General features: G+C 70.5%; 16 protein-coding genes. 8 read left to right on the top strand and 8 right to left on the bottom strand.

Annotated elements, in window-relative coordinates:
• The first annotated feature begins 68 nt into the window (after nt 1-68).
• Complete coding sequence (locus tag G447_RS10785; protein ID WP_243442273.1) at nt 69-1,214, top strand: type 2 periplasmic-binding domain-containing protein; 1,146 nt, start codon at nt 69-71, stop codon at nt 1,212-1,214.
• A gap of 202 nt (nt 1,215-1,416) precedes the next feature.
• Here G447_RS10785 and G447_RS0101065 read toward each other — a convergent pair whose 3' ends face one another.
• Nucleotides 1,417-2,736: a DUF4921 family protein gene (locus tag G447_RS0101065; protein ID WP_005867315.1), complete on the bottom strand. Its 1,320-nt coding sequence runs from the start codon at nt 2,734-2,736 to the stop codon at nt 1,417-1,419.
• A 1-nt stretch (nt 2,737) separates the two neighbouring features.
• On the bottom strand, nt 2,738-3,616 hold the full coding sequence (locus tag G447_RS0101060; RefSeq protein ID WP_026429717.1) for an aldo/keto reductase: 879 nt from the start codon (nt 3,614-3,616) through the stop codon (nt 2,738-2,740).
• A gap of 410 nt (nt 3,617-4,026) precedes the next feature.
• On the opposite strand from G447_RS0101060, the gene G447_RS0101055 reads away from it, so the two are divergent.
• Genes G447_RS0101055 through G447_RS0101045 form a run of 3 tightly spaced genes read left to right on the top strand, consistent with a single transcriptional unit; the run spans nt 4,027 to nt 8,062 of the window.
• Entirely contained in the window at nt 4,027-4,623 is a 597-nt protein-coding gene (locus tag G447_RS0101055) for a PadR family transcriptional regulator (RefSeq protein ID WP_005867289.1), read from the top strand.
• Between the two features lie 23 nt (nt 4,624-4,646).
• Nucleotides 4,647-5,354, top strand: a complete 708-nt coding sequence (locus G447_RS0101050; protein WP_005867297.1) for an ABC transporter ATP-binding protein — start codon at nt 4,647-4,649, stop codon at nt 5,352-5,354.
• Nucleotides 5,354-8,062, top strand: coding sequence for an ABC transporter permease (locus G447_RS0101045; protein ID WP_026429715.1), 2,709 nt, complete (start codon nt 5,354-5,356; stop codon nt 8,060-8,062). The genes G447_RS0101050 and G447_RS0101045 overlap by 1 nt, the downstream gene beginning before the upstream one ends.
• A 287-nt stretch (nt 8,063-8,349) precedes the next feature.
• Here G447_RS0101045 and G447_RS0101040 read toward each other — a convergent pair whose 3' ends face one another.
• Nucleotides 8,350-9,114 (bottom strand): hypothetical protein, encoded by a 765-nt coding sequence (locus G447_RS0101040; protein WP_005867305.1) that lies wholly within the window; start codon nt 9,112-9,114, stop codon nt 8,350-8,352.
• The gene (locus G447_RS0101035; protein ID WP_005867299.1) at nt 9,111-9,527 is read right to left on the bottom strand and encodes a DUF2510 domain-containing protein; all 417 of its coding nucleotides are present in this window, start codon (nt 9,525-9,527) and stop codon (nt 9,111-9,113) included. The genes G447_RS0101040 and G447_RS0101035 overlap by 4 nt, the downstream gene beginning before the upstream one ends.
• A 108-nt stretch (nt 9,528-9,635) precedes the next feature.
• Between G447_RS0101035 and G447_RS0101030 the strand changes: the two genes are divergently transcribed.
• From G447_RS0101030 to G447_RS0101020, 3 genes are read left to right on the top strand one after another with little or no spacing between them, the layout of a single operon-like run.
• Nucleotides 9,636-11,210: an aspartate:alanine exchanger family transporter gene (locus G447_RS0101030; protein WP_005867313.1), complete on the top strand. Its 1,575-nt coding sequence runs from the start codon at nt 9,636-9,638 to the stop codon at nt 11,208-11,210.
• Nucleotides 11,211-11,218: 8 nt separating this feature from the next.
• Nucleotides 11,219-11,749 carry an NUDIX hydrolase gene (locus G447_RS0101025; protein WP_026429714.1) on the top strand — a complete coding sequence of 177 codons (531 nt, stop codon included), beginning with the start codon at nt 11,219-11,221 and terminating at the stop codon, nt 11,747-11,749.
• A gap of 50 nt (nt 11,750-11,799) precedes the next feature.
• The gene (locus G447_RS0101020) at nt 11,800-12,231 is read left to right on the top strand and encodes an Ohr family peroxiredoxin (protein ID WP_005867303.1); all 432 of its coding nucleotides are present in this window, start codon (nt 11,800-11,802) and stop codon (nt 12,229-12,231) included.
• A gap of 118 nt (nt 12,232-12,349) precedes the next feature.
• Here G447_RS0101020 and G447_RS0101015 read toward each other — a convergent pair whose 3' ends face one another.
• Nucleotides 12,350-13,645: a M18 family aminopeptidase gene (locus G447_RS0101015; RefSeq protein WP_026429713.1), complete on the bottom strand. Its 1,296-nt coding sequence runs from the start codon at nt 13,643-13,645 to the stop codon at nt 12,350-12,352.
• A gap of 125 nt (nt 13,646-13,770) precedes the next feature.
• Here G447_RS0101015 and G447_RS0101010 point away from each other — a divergent pair, with 125 nt between their 5' ends.
• Complete coding sequence (locus G447_RS0101010) at nt 13,771-14,616, top strand: aldo/keto reductase (RefSeq protein WP_026429712.1); 846 nt, start codon at nt 13,771-13,773, stop codon at nt 14,614-14,616.
• Between the two features lies 1 nt (nt 14,617).
• Here G447_RS0101010 and G447_RS0101005 read toward each other — a convergent pair whose 3' ends face one another.
• The 3 genes from G447_RS0101005 to G447_RS0100995 form a co-directional block, all read right to left on the bottom strand.
• Nucleotides 14,618-15,073, bottom strand: a complete 456-nt coding sequence (locus G447_RS0101005; protein WP_005867290.1) for a GNAT family N-acetyltransferase — start codon at nt 15,071-15,073, stop codon at nt 14,618-14,620.
• A gap of 159 nt (nt 15,074-15,232) precedes the next feature.
• On the bottom strand, nt 15,233-15,616 hold the full coding sequence (locus tag G447_RS0101000; RefSeq protein ID WP_026429711.1) for a VOC family protein: 384 nt from the start codon (nt 15,614-15,616) through the stop codon (nt 15,233-15,235).
• Nucleotides 15,617-15,987: 371 nt separating this feature from the next.
• Nucleotides 15,988-17,163, bottom strand: coding sequence for a methyltransferase domain-containing protein (locus G447_RS0100995; protein WP_026429710.1), 1,176 nt, complete (start codon nt 17,161-17,163; stop codon nt 15,988-15,990).
• Nucleotides 17,164-17,184: the final 21 nt, after the last annotated feature.

Raw genomic sequence — 17,184 nt, 5'->3', positions numbered from 1 at the left:
ATTCGACGCGGGGGCCCCTGGGCGGCCTATGCTGAGGTCACATGCACGGCACTCATCCGAGGGGGAACATGTCCAACGCGCGCGCCACCCGGGTCGTACTGCTGGCGGTGTCAGCCCTCGTACTGGCGGCTTGCACCCCGGCCGTCCCCGCGAACGCACCCGCCGACCCCTTCGTGGACCCCATTGTGCCGCAGGGGGGATCCGTGCAGTCAGGGGGCCAGGGGACAGGGTCGGCCTCCGCGCCCCACAGGGGGTCCGGCGCCGTCGGCGTGGCGCTGGTGGGCGGCGCGCAACTGCCCGAGCAGGTGGTGTCGGCCTTCACCAAGGACACGGGCTTCACCGTGAGCACCGCGGCTTACGACGCGGTCGGCGACGTGCCGGCCCAGGGCACCGATGTCGTGCTGGGGCTGGACGGCGCGGACGCGCTCGCGGCCGCAGGAGCCTCGTTGGCCGGGCACGTGGCGGTCCCACAGGCGCGGACCGAGGCCGGGACCGAGGTGGCGGGCGCCGAGGGCGCTGTGGCCTACGGGCGCGACGACGTGTGCGTCGTGGCGGACCGGGCGTGGATGAGCGCGAACATGCTGGCCGTGCCGTCGTCGATCCAGGAGCTCGCCAGCGCCTCCTACGCGGGACTCCTGGCCGTCCCCGACCCCGCGTCGACCAGCGTTGGCCGCGCCTTCGTGCAGGCCGTCTCCTCGCAGGTCGGCCAGGGGCTAGGGGCGTTCGCCACCTCCCTGTCGCCACGGGTGGGGGCCACCACGGGGGAGGCCCTGGCGCAGTGGAGCGCCGCCGACCGCGTCACCGCCTCCTACTGGTCCTCCCTGGTCGGGGCCCCCGCTTCGACTCCTTCGGCGGGCCTGTATCCGTTGGTCGTCGCCCCCGCCTCCCTGGCGTCGGCCGCCCTGACGAACACTGGCGCGGAGAGTTACGGGGCCCCGGTCGCCCCGACGTGCATCGCCCGGACCCTCTACGCGGCGGGGGTGCCCTCGGCGGGAGCCGTCTCCGACGGCGCCGCGTCCCTGATCGCGTGGCTACAGGGCGGGGCCGCCCAGCGCGCGCTCGCCGAGGCGGGGGCCGCCGCGCCGCTCGATTCGGGGGTTGGTGAAGGGACCCGTGCCTCGTGGGCGTCGCAGGGCTCGGGCCGCGAGGCGGACGAGACCACCGCGGACCCGCAGTCGGTGGCCGCCGCCGTGTCGGCGTGGGGAGCCCGCTGAGGCCGCTCGGCGTCCAGGGTGCGCGTCGACTGCCAGCCGTTCCATCAAACACTGTTTACCAGTAAACCAGCGCTACGCCGACGCGCGTTGTCGACTGCCAGCGCGGGTTATCGGCACCGACGCGCGTTATATCCCCCTCACGGTGTCGACAACCCCCTCACGGTGTCGACAACGCGCGCCCGCACCCATTTCGAGGCGCGGCCTAGTCGTTGAGCATTTCCGGGCTGATTTTGCACTCCTCGCCAATGGCCATGGGGGCGATGGCGCCGGCTTCGCGCAGTTCGAGCAGGCGCGGCACAGTCTTCTCGACGACCTGCCACGGGTCGATGGTGTTGAGGTAGATGCGTGTGCCGCCCTCGAACCCGGCCAGAGTCGAGATCCGCCACTTGAGCAGAATGCGCCAGCGCATGGGAGTCGCCACGGAAGGGGGCCGGTGGTACCACTCCTCGTTGCAGGGCACTGAGGCGCCGGTGGCGGCGTGGGCGGCGTGGAGGAGGTCGGAGATGGCGCGCATCTGCTCCTGGCCGACCTCCCAGGGGTTGCGGGGGGCGTGCAGGGGCCACACGGCGATCCCCGGGAAGCGGTGCCCGAAGCCTGCGAAGGCGACGGCGTGCTCGTTCTGGGCGATGACGAGTTTGCGGGTGGCGCCGACCTTGAAGATGATGTCGTAGATGTCGGGCTGGGAGCGCAGACGGTCCAGTTCCGCTTCGGTCTGGACGGCCAGGTCGTCGATGGCGACCAGCTGCTTGTGGAGGTGGTCGAAGGAAGCGCCGGCCGGTTTGAGCCAGTTCTGGAACGTGGCGACGTAGCGCACCGCTGGGTCCAGGTGGTACAGGTCCTCCATGGAGCGGGCGGTGTACGCGGTGTACTGGTAGTGCTCCTCGGGGGTGAGGGAGCCCGATCCGGCGACCTGGGAGGCGTCGGTGGCGCCGTCGATGAAGTGGCGCCGCGCCACGATGAGGTCGTGCCCGCCGGAGAAGAACCCGTTCGCCGCCTGGAGCTTCTTGGTCTCGCTGATGGCGTCGAACTCCTCCGGCGTGGTGCCCGAGGCCAGCATCCGGGCGCGGACGACGGACATGATGTGGTCGTAGCCGGCGCTGGAGGCCAGGTACTCCGCCATGCGCCTGCGCGCGGCCTCGGAGGGCATGTGCCCGTGGTTGAGGTGCCAGTAGTTGTAGGAGACGATCTCGAAGAGGTTCGGGATGCGCCGGAACTCGGCGGTCGTCTGGGACAGGGCGTCCGCGCTCAAGCCCGTCAGCTCGCGCCACGAGCCGTCCGCGTCGCGCACCAGGCGGGACTTCTCGGGCGGGGTGTCGAGGTAGCGCCCGGAGCAGAACGCGCAGTGGTGCCCGTCTGCCGCGTGGTCGATGGGAGTGCGGACCGCCGGCGGCAGGGACAGGGGCCTGTGCCCCCGCCCGGGGACCGTCCACACCTCCGTCCCGGTCAGCAGGTTCTGCTGTTTGACCGTGCCGTCCGCCAAGCGAACGATCGCGCGGTCTGCCCTGGAAAGATGACGGGCCATGTCACATCCTGTCCATTGTGGCGGGGTGGGAGCCGGTGCGGCCCTTCTCGCCCTCGTTGAGGGCGTTGATCGCGTCCATGTCCGCGGGGGCCAGCTCGAATCCGAAGATGTCGAAGTTGGCGGCCATGCGGTCGGGGCGCACCGATTTGGGGAAGACGACGTGGCCTCGCTGGACGGCCCACCGGAGGGCGACTTGGGCGGGCCCTACTCCGCAGCGCGCGCCGATGGAGGCCAGTAGGGGATCGTGGGGGGCGCGCCCGCGCGCCAGTGGGGACCACGCCTCGAAGACCATCCGGTGGCGCTGGGCGAAGCGGAGGATGGCGGAGTTGGGCATGTAGGGGTGGGATTCCACTTGGATGGCGTGGGGCTTGACGGCGGCGCGGTCCATGACGGCGCGCATGTGCGCGGTCTCGTAGTTGGACAGGCCGATGGCCAGGCACTTCCCCGCTCGGTAGGCGTCCTCCAGCGCCGGCCATGGCAGAGCGACGTCGCCGTCGTAGAGAGTGGGCAGGGGCCAGTGGACCAGGAAGAGGTCGAGGCTGGCCAGGCGGAGGTCCTCGAGGGAGCGGGCGATGGAGGCGGCCGCGTCCTCGGGCCGGTGGTTCCCGTTGTCGAGCTTCGATGTGACGAAGAGCTCTTCGCGGGGGATGCCGGACGCCTCGATGGCCCGGCCGGCCTCCGCCTCGTTCCCGTACATCTGCGCGGTGTCGATGTGCCGGTAACCGGTGTCGAGGGCGGCGCGGACGGCGTCGTAGGCGTCTTCGGGCGCGATCTTGTAGGTGCCGAAACCCAGCTGGGGGATTGCCCGTCCGGTGGGAAGGGTGAGGCTGGGGGTGGGGGGCTGTTGCGGGGCCGGGGTCGGCGCCGTGGGTGAGTTCATCGGTGATCCTCCTGGTAGGGATCCTACTCGCACAGGGGGCCCGGCGGGTGGTGCGGTGTACGGGTGGGGGCACTGGGGCTGTTGTTCCCAATGGGTCGATCGTCGCGCGCCGGGGCGCGGGCCCGCCGACCGGTCGGGAGTGGGGCGGTAGCAGGAAGCGACTCCATAAAGTGATCTATGGCATAGAAATCTCTGACCGATGTGTCCAACTTTGCGGAGCGTGTCTCAGTGGATGGCACGATTTCAGCGATTTTCAGCGATTTCTGGCGAAAACTAGCGTTTAATCATCCGGTCGGAGTATTGTTGAGTATTGTCAAGTAACCCGCTCGGATATGAGCCCCAGGTCTTGAGCTAGCGTAAGGTAGTTACAGATCAACCAAGCGGGACCGGATAAGACGAACGGAGAGCAGATGTCAGTCCGTAATGCCCTTCTGGCCCTCGTTGCCCAGCAGCCCGCCGGGGTCTACCGCCTCAAGCAGATGTTTGAGGAGCAGACCTGTGGCGCGTGGCCGTTGAACATCGGCCAGGTGTACCAGACCATGCAGCGCCTCGAGCGCGACGGCCAAGTCGTCTCCCACGCGGAGACGAACGCCGGCCGCGACTCCGAGGTCTTCGAGCTCACCGAACTGGGCCGCGAGGTCCTCGACGCGTGGTGGGCCACGCCCGTCCCCCGGGAGAACCCGGAGCGCGACGAGCTCGTCATGAAACTCGCCGTCTCCGCCGCCGACCCGACAGTCGACGTCGAGGCGATGATCCAGACGCAGCGCCGCTCGACGCTGTCCGCACTGCGCGATGTCACCCGCCTCAAGGCGAGTGCCGACGAGGGCGAGCTCGCGTGGAAGCTCATCCTCGAGCGCCACATCTTCGATCTGGAGGCCGAGCTCAACTGGCTCGACCACATCGAGTCCGGCGCGGTCTCCGAGGCCGCGCGCCGTGCCGCCTTCGCCGCCGCCAAGGGCCGTGCCCGTACCTGGGCCAACGTTCCGGAGCCCGCGACGGCGCGATGAGCGGTGGGCCGAATCCAGTAAGGATGAGCGGCGTCGGACATGATTTCGGCGCGAACGACGTCCACGTGCGAGCGCTCGACGGGATCAACCTGGAGGTTGAACCCGGCGAGCTTCTCGCTGTCATGGGGCCGTCCGGCTCGGGCAAGTCCACCCTCTTGTCCATCGCCGGCGGCCTCGAACGGCCCAATCGCGGTTCCGTGTTCATCAACGGCGTCGACCTGGCCACCCTGGACGGGGTCCGTCGCGCCCAGGTGCGCAGGCGCCAGATAGGGTACGTCTTCCAGGACTACAACCTCATCCCCTCACTGTCGGCCCTTGAGAACGTGGAAATGCCCCTCCAGCTCGACGGCGTGCCGAACTCCAAAGCGCGCGCCCTCGCGATGGAGGCCCTCGACGAGGTCGGCGTGGGCGGCCTCGCGGACCGCTTCCCCGAGCGCCTCTCGGGCGGTCAGCGCCAGCGCATCGCGATCGCCCGCGGACTCGTGGGCAACCGGTCGGTCATCCTCGCCGACGAGCCCACCGGCGCCCTCGACTCGAACACGGGCGAGCAAGTCATGATGGTGTTGCGCGACCATATCGACGCCGGAGCAGCGGGTATCCTCGTTACACATGAGGCGCGCATCGCCGCGTGGGCGGACCGCACGGTGTTCCTCAGGGACGGGCACATCGTCGACCGCTCGCGCACGGACTCGATCCGCGACCTCCTCCGTGATCCGACAACAAGGGACTGATGGCACAACTGAGGCGGCGCTTGAGCCGGTGGGGGATAGCCCTCCGCATCGCAACGCGTGACGCCCACCAGAACGGTGGGCGCACTAGTGCTGCCATCATCCTCATCGCCCTGCCCATCATCGTGGCGATCGGCGCCGTCGCCGTCTGGGACGTCACGACCTCCCAGCGCTACGTCGCCTCCGAATGGCTCGGCCGCGACACAGGCGTGCAAGCCGTCGCCACGCACTACTCCTCGGGCCCCATCTACCAGGACGCCACGAACTCGCGCGCTGTCGCCGCGGACTCCACCGAGGTCTCCGTCGACTCCTCGACCCTGGCGTCGTGGGTGCCCGACCAGGACGCTCTTACCCCTGTGGACAACCTCTACCAGCTCTCCCTCACCTCCTCAGGGGCCTCGACCACCGTCGCCACCGCGACCCAGACCCCCCGCCTCGACGTGCCCGTCCTGGCCGAACTGGGACGCAGCGGGCCCTTGGAAGCGGGCAAGGTCGTCATCAGCCAGGACCTGGCCACCCAGCTCGGGGTCGGCGTGGGCGACTCCGTGGAACTCGGCCTCACCGTCGAGCAATCCCGCCTCACGAAGAAGCTCACGGGCACCGCGGTCGTCGACGCGCTGGTCCCGGGGGAGCGCCGCGCCGTCGCGGGCGCGGGGACCCTGGACGTCGATCCCTACGCCGTGGCGGGCAAGACCTTCACCTCGTGGTACGTGACCGGCCCCGTTCCCATCGGCTGGGACAAAGTGGAGGAGCTCAACGCCTCCGGGTTCCGCGTCACCTCCCGCGCGGTCCTGGCCTCACCGCCGCCCGCCTCGCAGCTCAACGCCGACATCGCCGCCTACGCCCAGCCCTCCCGTTCCGTCAGCCCCTGGCAGTACCTCCTCATTGTCGCCGGGATCCTGCTGGTCCTGACCGAGATGATCCTGCTGGTGTCGCCGCTGTTCACCGTCACGCAGCGCTCCGTCATGAGGACTGCCGCCATGATCGTGGCGAACGGCGGCGACAACACGGACGGGCGCCGCCTCACCATCGCCCACGGCCTCACCGTCGGTCTCTACGCCGCAATGTTCTCCGTCCTCGGCTCCGTGGGCGTGCTCCTGGGGATCGGCCACTGGTCGCGGCTGGGGATCGGGATCATCCCGTGGTGGACCCTCGTCCTGTCCCTGCTGCTGCCACTCATACTGTCGATCATGGCGTCCCTCTCGCCCGCCCACACCTCGGCGCACATCAACACCTCCGCGGTCATTGGCGGGCGCACCTGGGAGCCCTCCCGCCTGGTCCGGCGGCGCCTGGCCTACCCGGTGGTCCTGCTCGCAGCCCTTCCGATCCTGGGGGTCGCCGCGTGGCTGGGGCAGATCGGGCTGCTCATCCTGGGAATCGCCCTGCTGGAGACCGGTCTGATCGGGTCCATCCCCTACCTGTTCATGCGGTGGCGTTCCCCGAACCGGCGCTCGTCCATGAGCATGCGCCTGGCGCTGCGCGACGCCGTGCGCAACGGGCACCGCACCTTCCCGGCGATGGCCTCCATCCTCACGACGGTGTTCGTCGCGTGCGCGCTGCTCATCACGCTCAACTCGTCGAACGAGGCGGGCTGGAACGCCACGGCGCACGTGGGCGCGCGCGGGCGGGTCTTCGTCAAGGACGCGGACATGACCGAGTCCGTGCTGCGCACCCGCCAGGTCCACACCACCGCCCGCGACGCCATCGCCTCGGCCAACCCCGTCGTCTCCGAGGTCACCCTCACCGGCATGGCGTGGAACTCCGCCCCCGGCGGCCCCACGCGCTCCGTCGGCGCGATCTCCCCCATCGACGGGCAACTGATCCCGCAGATCACAGGCGAGGGCCGCCCCATACACGAGGTCGACCCCGTCTACATCGTCGACGACGGCACCTACCTGCGCGAGTCCGGCATCGTCTCCGGCGACGAGATGGTCCGGGCTGTCACCACCCTCGCGGCCGGGGGCGTCCTGGTGCCCGAGCCGTCCCTGATCGACGGGACGGGCCAAGTGCGCCTGAGCTCCCTGGACCTCTCCGAGATCGCCAAGGCGCGGGCCGCCGGCCAGACCTCGAACCTGCCCTTCGCCTCCGTCATCCAGACGGTCACCTTCAAAGCCATGCCGTTCACCGATTTCAACGTCGTGGTCCTCTCGCCGCAGGCCGCCTCGCAGCTCGGCCTGGCCGCCCGGCCCCTGGGGCAGCTCCTCACCGTCCAGAACCCCATCGGCCCTTTCAGCGCGAGCGCCTTCACGACCCAGATCGCCCGCGAGGCGCCAGGGGCCTCTGTCACCGTCCTCGTGCCCTCTGTGCGCTCCGTGCTGCTGCCCTACATCGCGGCTTTCATCGCGGTCGTCGCCGCGGGCGCGACGGTGGCGCTGGTCGTGGCGCTGTCCGCCTCGGACATGCGCCCGGACCTCGACACCCTCGACGCCATCGGCGCGGGCCCCTCGATGCGCCGCCACGTCACCACATGGCAGGGCCTCGTGCTCGCCATCAACTGCATTCCCGCCGCCGTCCTGTCCGGGCTCATCGTGGGCGTGCTCGCCGTGCTGGCCGTCGCCAGGTCGCAGGTCTTCCCGGAGCTGTCGACATTGACCCCCGTGATCCCCTGGTCGGCGCTGATCGGCATGCTCGTCGGCATGCCCGCCCTGTGCGGAGTCGTCGCCATCGCCCTCACCCCGCGCGGGCAGAAGCGGTTGCGACGCATTGACTAGAGCGTGCCCCGGACGCGAGTGCGGGTGCCCGCTGTCAACACGGAGGCGAGTCGCCCACTGTTGGAACTGTGAGGGGGCCGTTGGCGCCATGAGGGGGATATAGCGCGCGCTGGTGCGAATAATGCGCGCCTGCGCAGGTTCGGGCAACCGCCGTCGGCACCGAGGGCGGTCCCATCCGGGGATGGAACCGCCCTCTCACGCCCGCTTCCGCTTCCGCACACCGACCAGTCAGCGACCGTCCGGCCGGCGCGACAGTGGGCAGGCCCCGCCGGGGCCCGTCGGCCGCGTCATTGGCCGGTCGGCCACCAGGAGTTCACACGCGCGATGCACATCGTGCCGTACGACGGGTCGTAGGGCAACGTCGCCGAGACCGTGCCGGAGGAGCCGACGGCGACCGTGGTCGGCGTCGCCGTGACCTCGGAGTACGTCAACGGAGTCAGAGGACTCTCCTTGTCGCGGAACCCCGTTTCCACCCAGACGTCGACGGAGTCAATGGAGCCGAAGGCGTCGTTGGTGGCGACCGATACCGTCGCCGACATGCTGACCGTCATCGTGCTCTCGTCGAGGACGCACTTGATGGAGTCGTAGCTGAAGATTCCGTCGTCCGCAGGGGAGACCTGCGTAACCGCCTTCGCCGTCTTGTACTTGTCGGCGCAGAGCCGCTGCATGGCGTTCGCGATGTCGTCATGGGCATCGGGGTAGGCGCGGAACAGCGATGCGACCGTACTGCGGTTGTCACGGGTGATCGCGTCGCACACCTTCTGCGCCTTGATGTCGACCGCCTGCTGCTCCAACTGCGAGGCCTGCGTGTCCAGGTTGCGCGCCTCCTCGTTGCGGCTGCGGGCGCCGACGACGAGGACGATGGTCACGACCAGCAGCACAACGCTGAGGGCCGCGCCGATGACCGTCGCAATGGCGAGTCCCTTGCTTTTCCTCGGGGCGGACGCCACGGGCGGCTGGGCACCCGCCGGACGTGGGTCCGACCCGTAGGGGAAGGCCTGCGCGTCCTGGGCGCCGGGCGTGTGCGGGGATCCGGTGCTGTTCGTGCTCATTCGCTGTCTCCATTCGGGCTGAGGCCGAGGCTGTTCGCGTCGTCGACGGCCTGCTGGGCGTCGGTCACGCCCTGCCGGGACTCTTCAACGGCTCTGCCCGCCTTGTTGAAGGCGCTCAGGGAAATAGTCACGGCCACGCATAGGATGACTGCGACGGCCCATGCTGCGATGCAGGCGGCCAGCATGCCTTTGTTGGGGGCCGGGCGAGCGGGTCCGGCGGTCGGCGCCGGGGTGGCGGGCGTGCTGGAGGACTGCTGTGTTCGCGCTCCTCCGACCGTCTGCTGCTGGGCGGAGGGGTTCGAGGCGGCGGCGGGGGCGGTCTGGAACTGCTCGGTCCACTCGGTGCCGTTCCACCAGCGCAGCCGACCGGAACCCGCGGGGTCGGCGTACCAGCCCGGGGTAGGTGTGCTCACGGTTTCTCCTTCCACGTAGTGGGATACGGGAAGAATGCTACCGGATGGGAGGAATCGCCCTCGCTGTTATGAGACGGTTCCCATGGGCGGGATTGGTAGTCTTGGGCCATGGCCGCCCTGCTCCAGACGCACCCCCTCCTCGCTCTATTCCTCGTGGTGGGACTTGGGGCGGCGCTCGGCGCGATCCGCTTCGGGCCCCTGCGTTTCGGCGCGGCCGGCGCCCTCTTCGTCGGGCTGGTCCTCTCTGCCTCGGTCCCTGAGACGGCGGGGGAGAACATGCGCATCGTCCAGCAGATCGGCCTCGCGTTCTTCGTCTACACGGTCGGCATCTCCGCGGGAGCGACCTTCTTCCAGGATTTGCGCAAGCAGACGGGTCTCCTGGCGTCCTGCGCCGCCGTGTGCCTCACCGGGGCGGTCCTGGCACTCGCGGGCGGGCGGGTGCTCGGCCTGGGCGAGGGCCTCACCACGGGGCTCTACACGGGCGCGCTGACCGCCGCCCCGGCGCTGGACGCCGCGACCAGGGTCACCGGGGACCCCCAGGCGGCGGTCGGGTACGCATTCGGCTACCCGATCGGGGTCGTCGTGGGGATCCTCGTCGTCACGATGACTGTGACCCGGCGGTGGGCGGGGGCGCGCGACACGCCCTCGTTGGCGGGTGAGAACCTGGAGACAGTAACGGTCCTGGTGGCCGACACGATCAACATGCGCCAGATCGCCGCTTGGCGCGAGCAGCGCATCCGCATGTCCTACCTGCGGCGGGGGGACCGCACCCGCGTCGTCGCCCCCGGCGAGGACCTGCTGGCGGGGGACCACGTCCTCATGGTCGGCGACGCCGCGAGCGTCGAGGAGGCCGCGCGCGACGTGGGCGAGATCCTGGGGCACCGCCTCGAGGACGACCGCAGCGATGTCGCCTTCGAACGGATCCTCGTGTCCAACCCCGACGTGGCCGGCAGGTCCGTCTCCCAGCTCAACGTCACCAAGCGCTTCGGCGCGACCATCACGCGGGTGCGCAGGGGCGACCTCGACCTGCTGGCCCGCGATGACCTCGATCTGCAGCTCGGGGACCACGTCGCCGTCGTCGTGCCCATCGAGGAGCTCGACGCGGTCTCCGACTGGCTGGGCGATTCCGAGCGCCGGGTCGCCGAGGTCGATGCCATGGCCTTCGGGATCGGCATGGTCCTGGGGATGCTGCTCGGCATCGTGTCCTTCCCCATGCCCGGGGGGTCCTCCTTCCAGCTGGGCTCCGCCGCCGGGCCCCTGATCGTCGGCATGGTCCTGGGCGCCCTGCGACGGACGGGGCCACTGGTGTGGACGCTCCCCGCGGCCGCGAACCTCACGATCCGCCAGATCGGGCTCATGCTCTTCCTGGCTGCCCTGGGGCTCAACGCGGGCCCGCAGATGGCGGCGCTGCTCCAAGGGGGTGAAGGGGGCAGGGCGGCGCTCCTCGCCCTCGTCATCGTCGCCGTGTGCTGCGCCGCCCAAGCCCTGGCCGGGCGCTTCCTGGGACTGTCCTCCGCGCGCGCCGCCGGGGGAGTGGCCGGGTTCCTCGGCCAGCCCGCCGTGCTCCAGGCGGCCGAGGCGCGTGTCGTGGACGAGCGCGTCGAAGCGGCCTACGCGACCCTTTTCGCGTTCTCCATCATCGTGAAAATCCTGCTCGTCCCCCTCATCACGACCTTCATGTGAGGCTCCCAATGGCAACACCCGAATTCGTCCTCGAACTGCGCCGCCACGTCGGCCACGCGCCACTGTGGATGCCGGGCACGACCGCGGTCGTCCTGCGCCGTACGGAGGGCTCCCCGGCACCGGGTTGGTCCGCGGTCCGCCTGGATCCCTCCGAGGTGGAGGTGCTGTGTGTGCGCCGCGCGGACAACGGCGCGTGGACGCCCGTCACCGGCATTGTCGACCCCGGCGAGGAACCAGCCGTGGCAGCCGCCCGCGAGGTCCTGGAGGAGACCGCGGTCGTCGCCCGTCCCACCCGCTTGCTCTCCGTGGAGGTCGTCGGTCCGGTGACCCACGGCAACGGCGATGTCACGACCTACCTGGATGTCGCCTTCGCGTGCGAGTGGGCGGAGGGGAGCCCGGAGCCCGCCGACGGGGAGAACACGGAGGCGCGCTTCGTGCGCGCGGACAGCCTGCCTGAGATGAACGCGCGTTTCACGCGGACGATCGCCCGGGCCCTGTCCGGCGAGCCGAATGCGACATTCCTCACGGAACCTGTGTGAGACGCGGGCGCCCTCTTGTGGGACTTGAGTCCCAGTGGTGAGATGGGCGCATGAACACACCAACGAGAATCGCCTACTCCGTCACCGCGCAATCGACCGGCGGCCGCGCCGGGCGCGCCACCACCGCCGACCCGGAGCTCGCACTCGACCTGCGCGCCCCCGTGGAACTCGGCGGCCCGGGCGGTGGCGCCAACCCCGAGCAGCTGTTCGCCATGGGCTACGGCGCCTGCTTCCAGGGGGCGATGGGCCTGGTCGCCAAGGAGTTCGGCCTCGACATCTCCGACTCCGTGGTGCGCACAACCATCGGTATCGGCCCCGAGGGCAGCTCCTTCGCGCTGACCGCCGTCATCGAGGTCTTCGTCCCCGGCGCGGACACCGCGCGGGTCCAGGCCCTCGCTGACAAAGCGCATGAGCTGTGCCCCTACTCCAAGGCGACGCGCGGGAACGTCCCCGTCGAGGTCAAGGCGGTCGCTGCCCTCTGACCCCCTGCGGCCCGCTCCGATCCGGTGGGCCCGCACAGCCAGGCCCCCGCTGCCCGTGAGAACGGGGAGCGGGGGCCGCGCGTGGGACGAGGGCGCTGCGCCACTCGCGCCCGCCTGGCTAGGCGCCGCGCCAGTACGCCTCCAGTGCGCGCGACAGGGCGTGGATGTCGCCGATGTGGCTCATCTCCCGGGCGGAGTGCATGGACAGCAGGGGCACGCCCACATCGACGGTGAGGATGCCCAGGCGCGCGGCCGTGATGGGGCCGATCGTGGTCCCGCAGGGCATCGCGTTGTTCGACACGAAATCCTGGGAGGCCACGCCCGCGGCCGCGCACGCGCGCGCCCACAGTGCCGCGCCCTCGGCGTCGGTCGCGTAGCGCTGCTTCGAGTTGATCTTGAGCACGGGCCCGCGCCCCATGACCGGGCGGGTCTGGGGGTCGTGGCGGTCGGCGTAGTTGGGGTGCACGGAGTGCGCCGCGTCGGCGCTCACGCACGAGGAGGACGCGAGCATCCGCTCGTGCCCGTCGGGGGTGCGCCCCAGTGCCTGGGCGGTGCGGCGCAGGACCGTCTCCAGGATCGGCCCGCCCGCGCCCGTGCGCGTCTGGGAGCCGACCTCCTCGTGGTCGAAGCAGGCGAGGACCACGATGTCCCCCGCCTCGGGCGCCGCCCCGGCCAGGCGCTCCATGGCGACCAGGGCGGGGTGGACCGACGAGAGGTTGTCCTGGCGGGAAGCGGCGATGAACTGCCCGTCCTCGCCGAAGAAACCGGGCCCCTGGGAGGGGGTGAGGATGAGGTCGTAGGAGGCGACCTCATCCTCACCCGACAGGCCCGACGCGCGGGCGACGTGGTCGAGCAGGCCCGTCGGGGAGTCCACGGTCCACACGGGATGGAGGTGGCGCTGGGGGTCCAGGGACAGGGAGTCGTTGACGGAGCGGTCCAGGTGGATCGCCAGCTGGGGGATGCGCGCGATGGGGCCGGTGCGTGCCAGCACGGCCTGCCCGGAGGTGGTGATGAGGCGTCCCGCGATGGTGAGTTCGCGGTCCAGCCACGAGTTCCACATCATTCCGCCGTAGGTCTCGACGTCGACCAGCCCCCACCCGTCGGGGGTGGTCGATTGGACGGAGGGCTTGACCGACAGGGCCGGGGAGTCCGTGTGGGCGCCGACGACGCGGAACCCGGCTGAGTCGCCGACGCGCGGCGGGACCAGCCAGGCGGTGACGGCGCCCCCGCGCACCATGACGTGCCCGCCGGGGGAGGCGTCCCACGCCTCACGCTTGTCCTGGAGGGCGAAACCCGCGTCGAGGAGGCGCTGGGCGACCAGGTCGGCGGCGTGGTAGGGGCTGGGGGAGTCGAGGAGGAAGTGCTGGTAGTCGACTGCGTTCGCGTGGACGTCATCGAGTTCGAGTGTGGCCATGTCCCAATGGTAGGACCGGCGCGGCGCGACGGCATGCGCGTGGCCCGCGGCCCGGGCCCACCGGCGCGGAATCGGCCCGATGCGCCCGCCCCGTATGCCGGAGCGTGGTGGCATATGCTTGACGGATGAGCGAGTTGAAAGTGCCCTCTTACGTCCTCAATGACGGTTCCGACCTTCCCGCAGTCGGGTTCGGGACCTACGGCCTGCGCGGGAGCGGGGGAGTGGACGCCCTGGTGAGCGCGGTGCGCAACGGCTACCGCTTGCTCGACAGCGCCTTCAACTACGAGAACGAGGGAATCCTCGGCGAGGCGGTGCGCCGCTGCGGCGTGGCCCGGGGGGAGTTGCGCCTCGTGTCGAAGCTGCCGGGCCGCTGCCAGCACTACGACCGGGCGGTCGCGACGGTGGAGGAGTCGCTGCTGCGGGCTGGCCTGGACTACTGGGACATGTACCTCATCCATTGGCCGAACCCCGGGCGGGGCCTGTACGTGGAGGCGTTCGGCGCCCTCGTCGACTTGCGCGCGAGGGGGTTGATCCGCTCGGTCGGCGTGTGCAACTTCCTGCCCGAGCACATCGAGCGCGTGCGCGACGAGGTCGGCGTGCTGCCCAGCGTCAACCAGATCGAGCTGCACCCCTACTTCCCGCAGGCCGACGCCCTGGCCTACCACGCCTCGGTCGGCGTGCGCACGCAGAGCTGGAGCCCCCTGGCCCGCAAACTCAAGGCCGTCGAGGATCCGGCGATCACCGCCCTGGCCGACGAGGCGGGGGTCAGCCCCGCGCGCCTCATCCTGCGGTGGCACTACCAGCTGGGCACCATCCCCCTGCCCAAGTCGGCGACTCCGTCCCGCCAGGCCTCGAACCTCGATGTCTTCGGCTTCTCCCTCACCGAGGAGCAGATGGGGAGGATCTCGGCCCTCGGGCGCTTGGACGGGCGCCAGGCGGGCCAGGACCCGGCCCACTACGAGGAGTTCTGAGTCACTGTCCGTCCAGCGCCACCCGGTAGACGTTGGTCTCGCGCTGGACGAAACCGGCGCGCCGGTAGAGGCGGTTCGCGGCCTCGCGGGAGGGGCGCGACGTGAGGTCGACGGTGCGCGCCCCGATGCCCTTGGCGTGCTCTAGGGCGGCCTCGACCAGTGCCAGGCCCGCGCCGTGGCCGCGCGCGCCGGAGTCCACCACGACATCCTCGATCCAGGCGCGCACGCCCGTGGGGATCTCGAAGACCGCCAGGGAGAGCATGCCCAGGATCGGGCGCGCGCCCGAGGCGTCGGCCGAGTCGGGGCGGAACACGAAGAGGTGGACGCCCCCCTGGGAGAGCAGGCGCTCCACGTCGTCGGCGCCGAGGGGGGAGGCGCTGCGCGAGAGCTGGGGGAGCAGGCGCCCCATGGCTTCGACGAGTTCGGGTGTGGGGGTGGTGAGTAGCTCGACTGACATAATTCTCCTAACGGTCCCGCCCATTTTATCGGGCGCGCCCACGGAGTCCACCCCCTGTTCCGGACACCCGCACCCAGTGTCCCGGGTGGCCCTTCCTCGGCGGTCCGGGTGCCGCGCCCGGCAAGAACGCTGTGGTGCTGGGGCAGGGCGGGGGCGGCGTCAGACCGTGATCTCGATCTGATTGCCCTCGATGGCCACGACGCAGCTCTCGTAGTAGCCGTCACCGGTGGTCCTGGGGCCGCTGACGACCTCGTGTCCCGCGGCCTTCAGCGTGTCGGTCAGTTCGTCGACCGCTTCCGCGCTCCCGACGGAGAACGCGATGTGGGCGTAGCCCGTGCGATTGGGGTCTTTGTGGTCGTCGGCCATCTGCGGCCTCGTCATGACCTCCAACCGCGGCCCGTCGTCGAAACTGATGAAGTACGAGCGGAAACCCGTGGTCGTGTTGTGGTAGCCGTCGTTGGAGCGGCCGCCGAGGTAGCGCACGAAGAAGTCGCGGGCGGCCTCGAGGTCGTTCACATACATCGCGACGTGTTCGATCCTCATGGTGATGGGCCTTCCGGGTCGGGGTTCTGGCTGACGTGCAATAGTCTAGGGGTGCTGTCCGTTCCGGTTGCCGAGCGCCTGTCGGCCTGCGGCTGTCGGGCGGGTTGCCCGCACCTGCACCACTTAGACACTGCCTGCACCACTTAGGCCCCGACACGCCGGGAGGACCAGGACCCACTCGGGCCCAAGTGGTGCAGTGGCGCGCTAAGTGGTGCAACGGAACGCTAAGTGGCGCAGCAGCGGGCGGATCCCGCTGCGGTGCACGAAGCCGCGCAAAAAGCCGACAACGAGCCGCACGCGCAGTCCCTTCCCACAACCACGCGCACAAGGAACCGGAATCAGACAACACGGCCTAGTTGTGCCGATCGCCCTCACCGGCCGCCGCCAGTCCGCTCGAGCAGCACGGCGACCTCAACGTGCGCCGTGTGGGGGAACATGTCGAAGACGCGGCCGTGGGTCGCGCGCAAGGAGGGCATGGCCGCCAGGTCTTTGGCGAGGGTGGTGGGGTTGCACGAGGAGTAGATGACGCGGGGCGCGCCGCACTCGTTCAAGAAGGCGGCCAGTTCCGGGCCGATGCCCCGCCTCGGGGGGTTGACGACGACCACGTCGGGCGCCCCGGAGGCCGACTGCGCGCGCGCCCAAGCGGTGGCGTCGTCGGCGATGAAGCGCGCCCGGTCGCGCGTGAGTCCGAGTTCCCTGGCGCGGCTGATCGCCGAGGCGATGGCGGCCTCGGACACTTCGACGCCCGTCACGGCTGGCACGCCCGCGTGAGAGGCGTGCAGGGCGAAGCCCCCGACGCCGCAGTACAGGTCCCACAGGGAAGAGGGGGCGGCGCCGCCGGGCAGGGGCAGCACGGCCCACTGCGCGGCTTGGCGGTAGAGGCGTCCGGCGACTGCGGCGTTGGTCTGCGTGAACGAGCGCGGCCCCAGCTCCAGGCGGAGTCCGCCCGCGTCCAGGGGCAGGGCGCGCCTGCGCGTGAGGACGATCTCCTCGGGCCCTTCGACGCGCGCCTCGTGCGCGGGGTGGATGTTCGCAGTGACGACGTGGACGGAGGGGATCAACTGCCGCAGGTGGGGCAGGGCGCGCCGGATGTCGGCCACGCGGTCGCGCGAGCGCAGGACGAAGCGCACCATGAGGCGCTCGTCGGCGCCGACGGTGATGAGGATGTTCTTCAGCTCCCCGCGCCTGGTGGGCACGTCGTAGGGGGGCAGCGAGAGTGCGCGGATGAAGCGTTTGAGGCCGATGGAGGCGCGGTTGACCGCGGGGTGCTGGATGGGACAACCCGGCAGGTCGACGCCCCTGCGGTCGGGTCCCAGGGCGCCCAGTGAGGGGCGCCGGGCGGTGCCGCCGACGACGAGTTTGGCCGAGGTCCGGAAACCCCTGGGCTCTGATGCGACGGGGGGCAGCCACCGGATGCCCGGTGCGCCGGGAACGGACGCGAGGGTGGCGCGCACCGAGCGGGCCTTGTCGGCCAGCTGGTCCGGGTAGGGCGTTTCGATGAGCGCGCACGAGTGGCACGCCCCCGACTCCCAGTGTTCGCAGCGCACGGGCCCATCCTATGACGGGTC

Source organism: Schaalia georgiae DSM 6843 (assembly GCF_000429245.1).
GTDB classification, from domain to species: domain Bacteria; phylum Actinomycetota; class Actinomycetes; order Actinomycetales; family Actinomycetaceae; genus Pauljensenia; species Pauljensenia georgiae.
The sequence above is the reverse complement of the archived record's forward strand: the minus strand, read 5'-3'. Positions and strand labels throughout refer to the sequence as shown.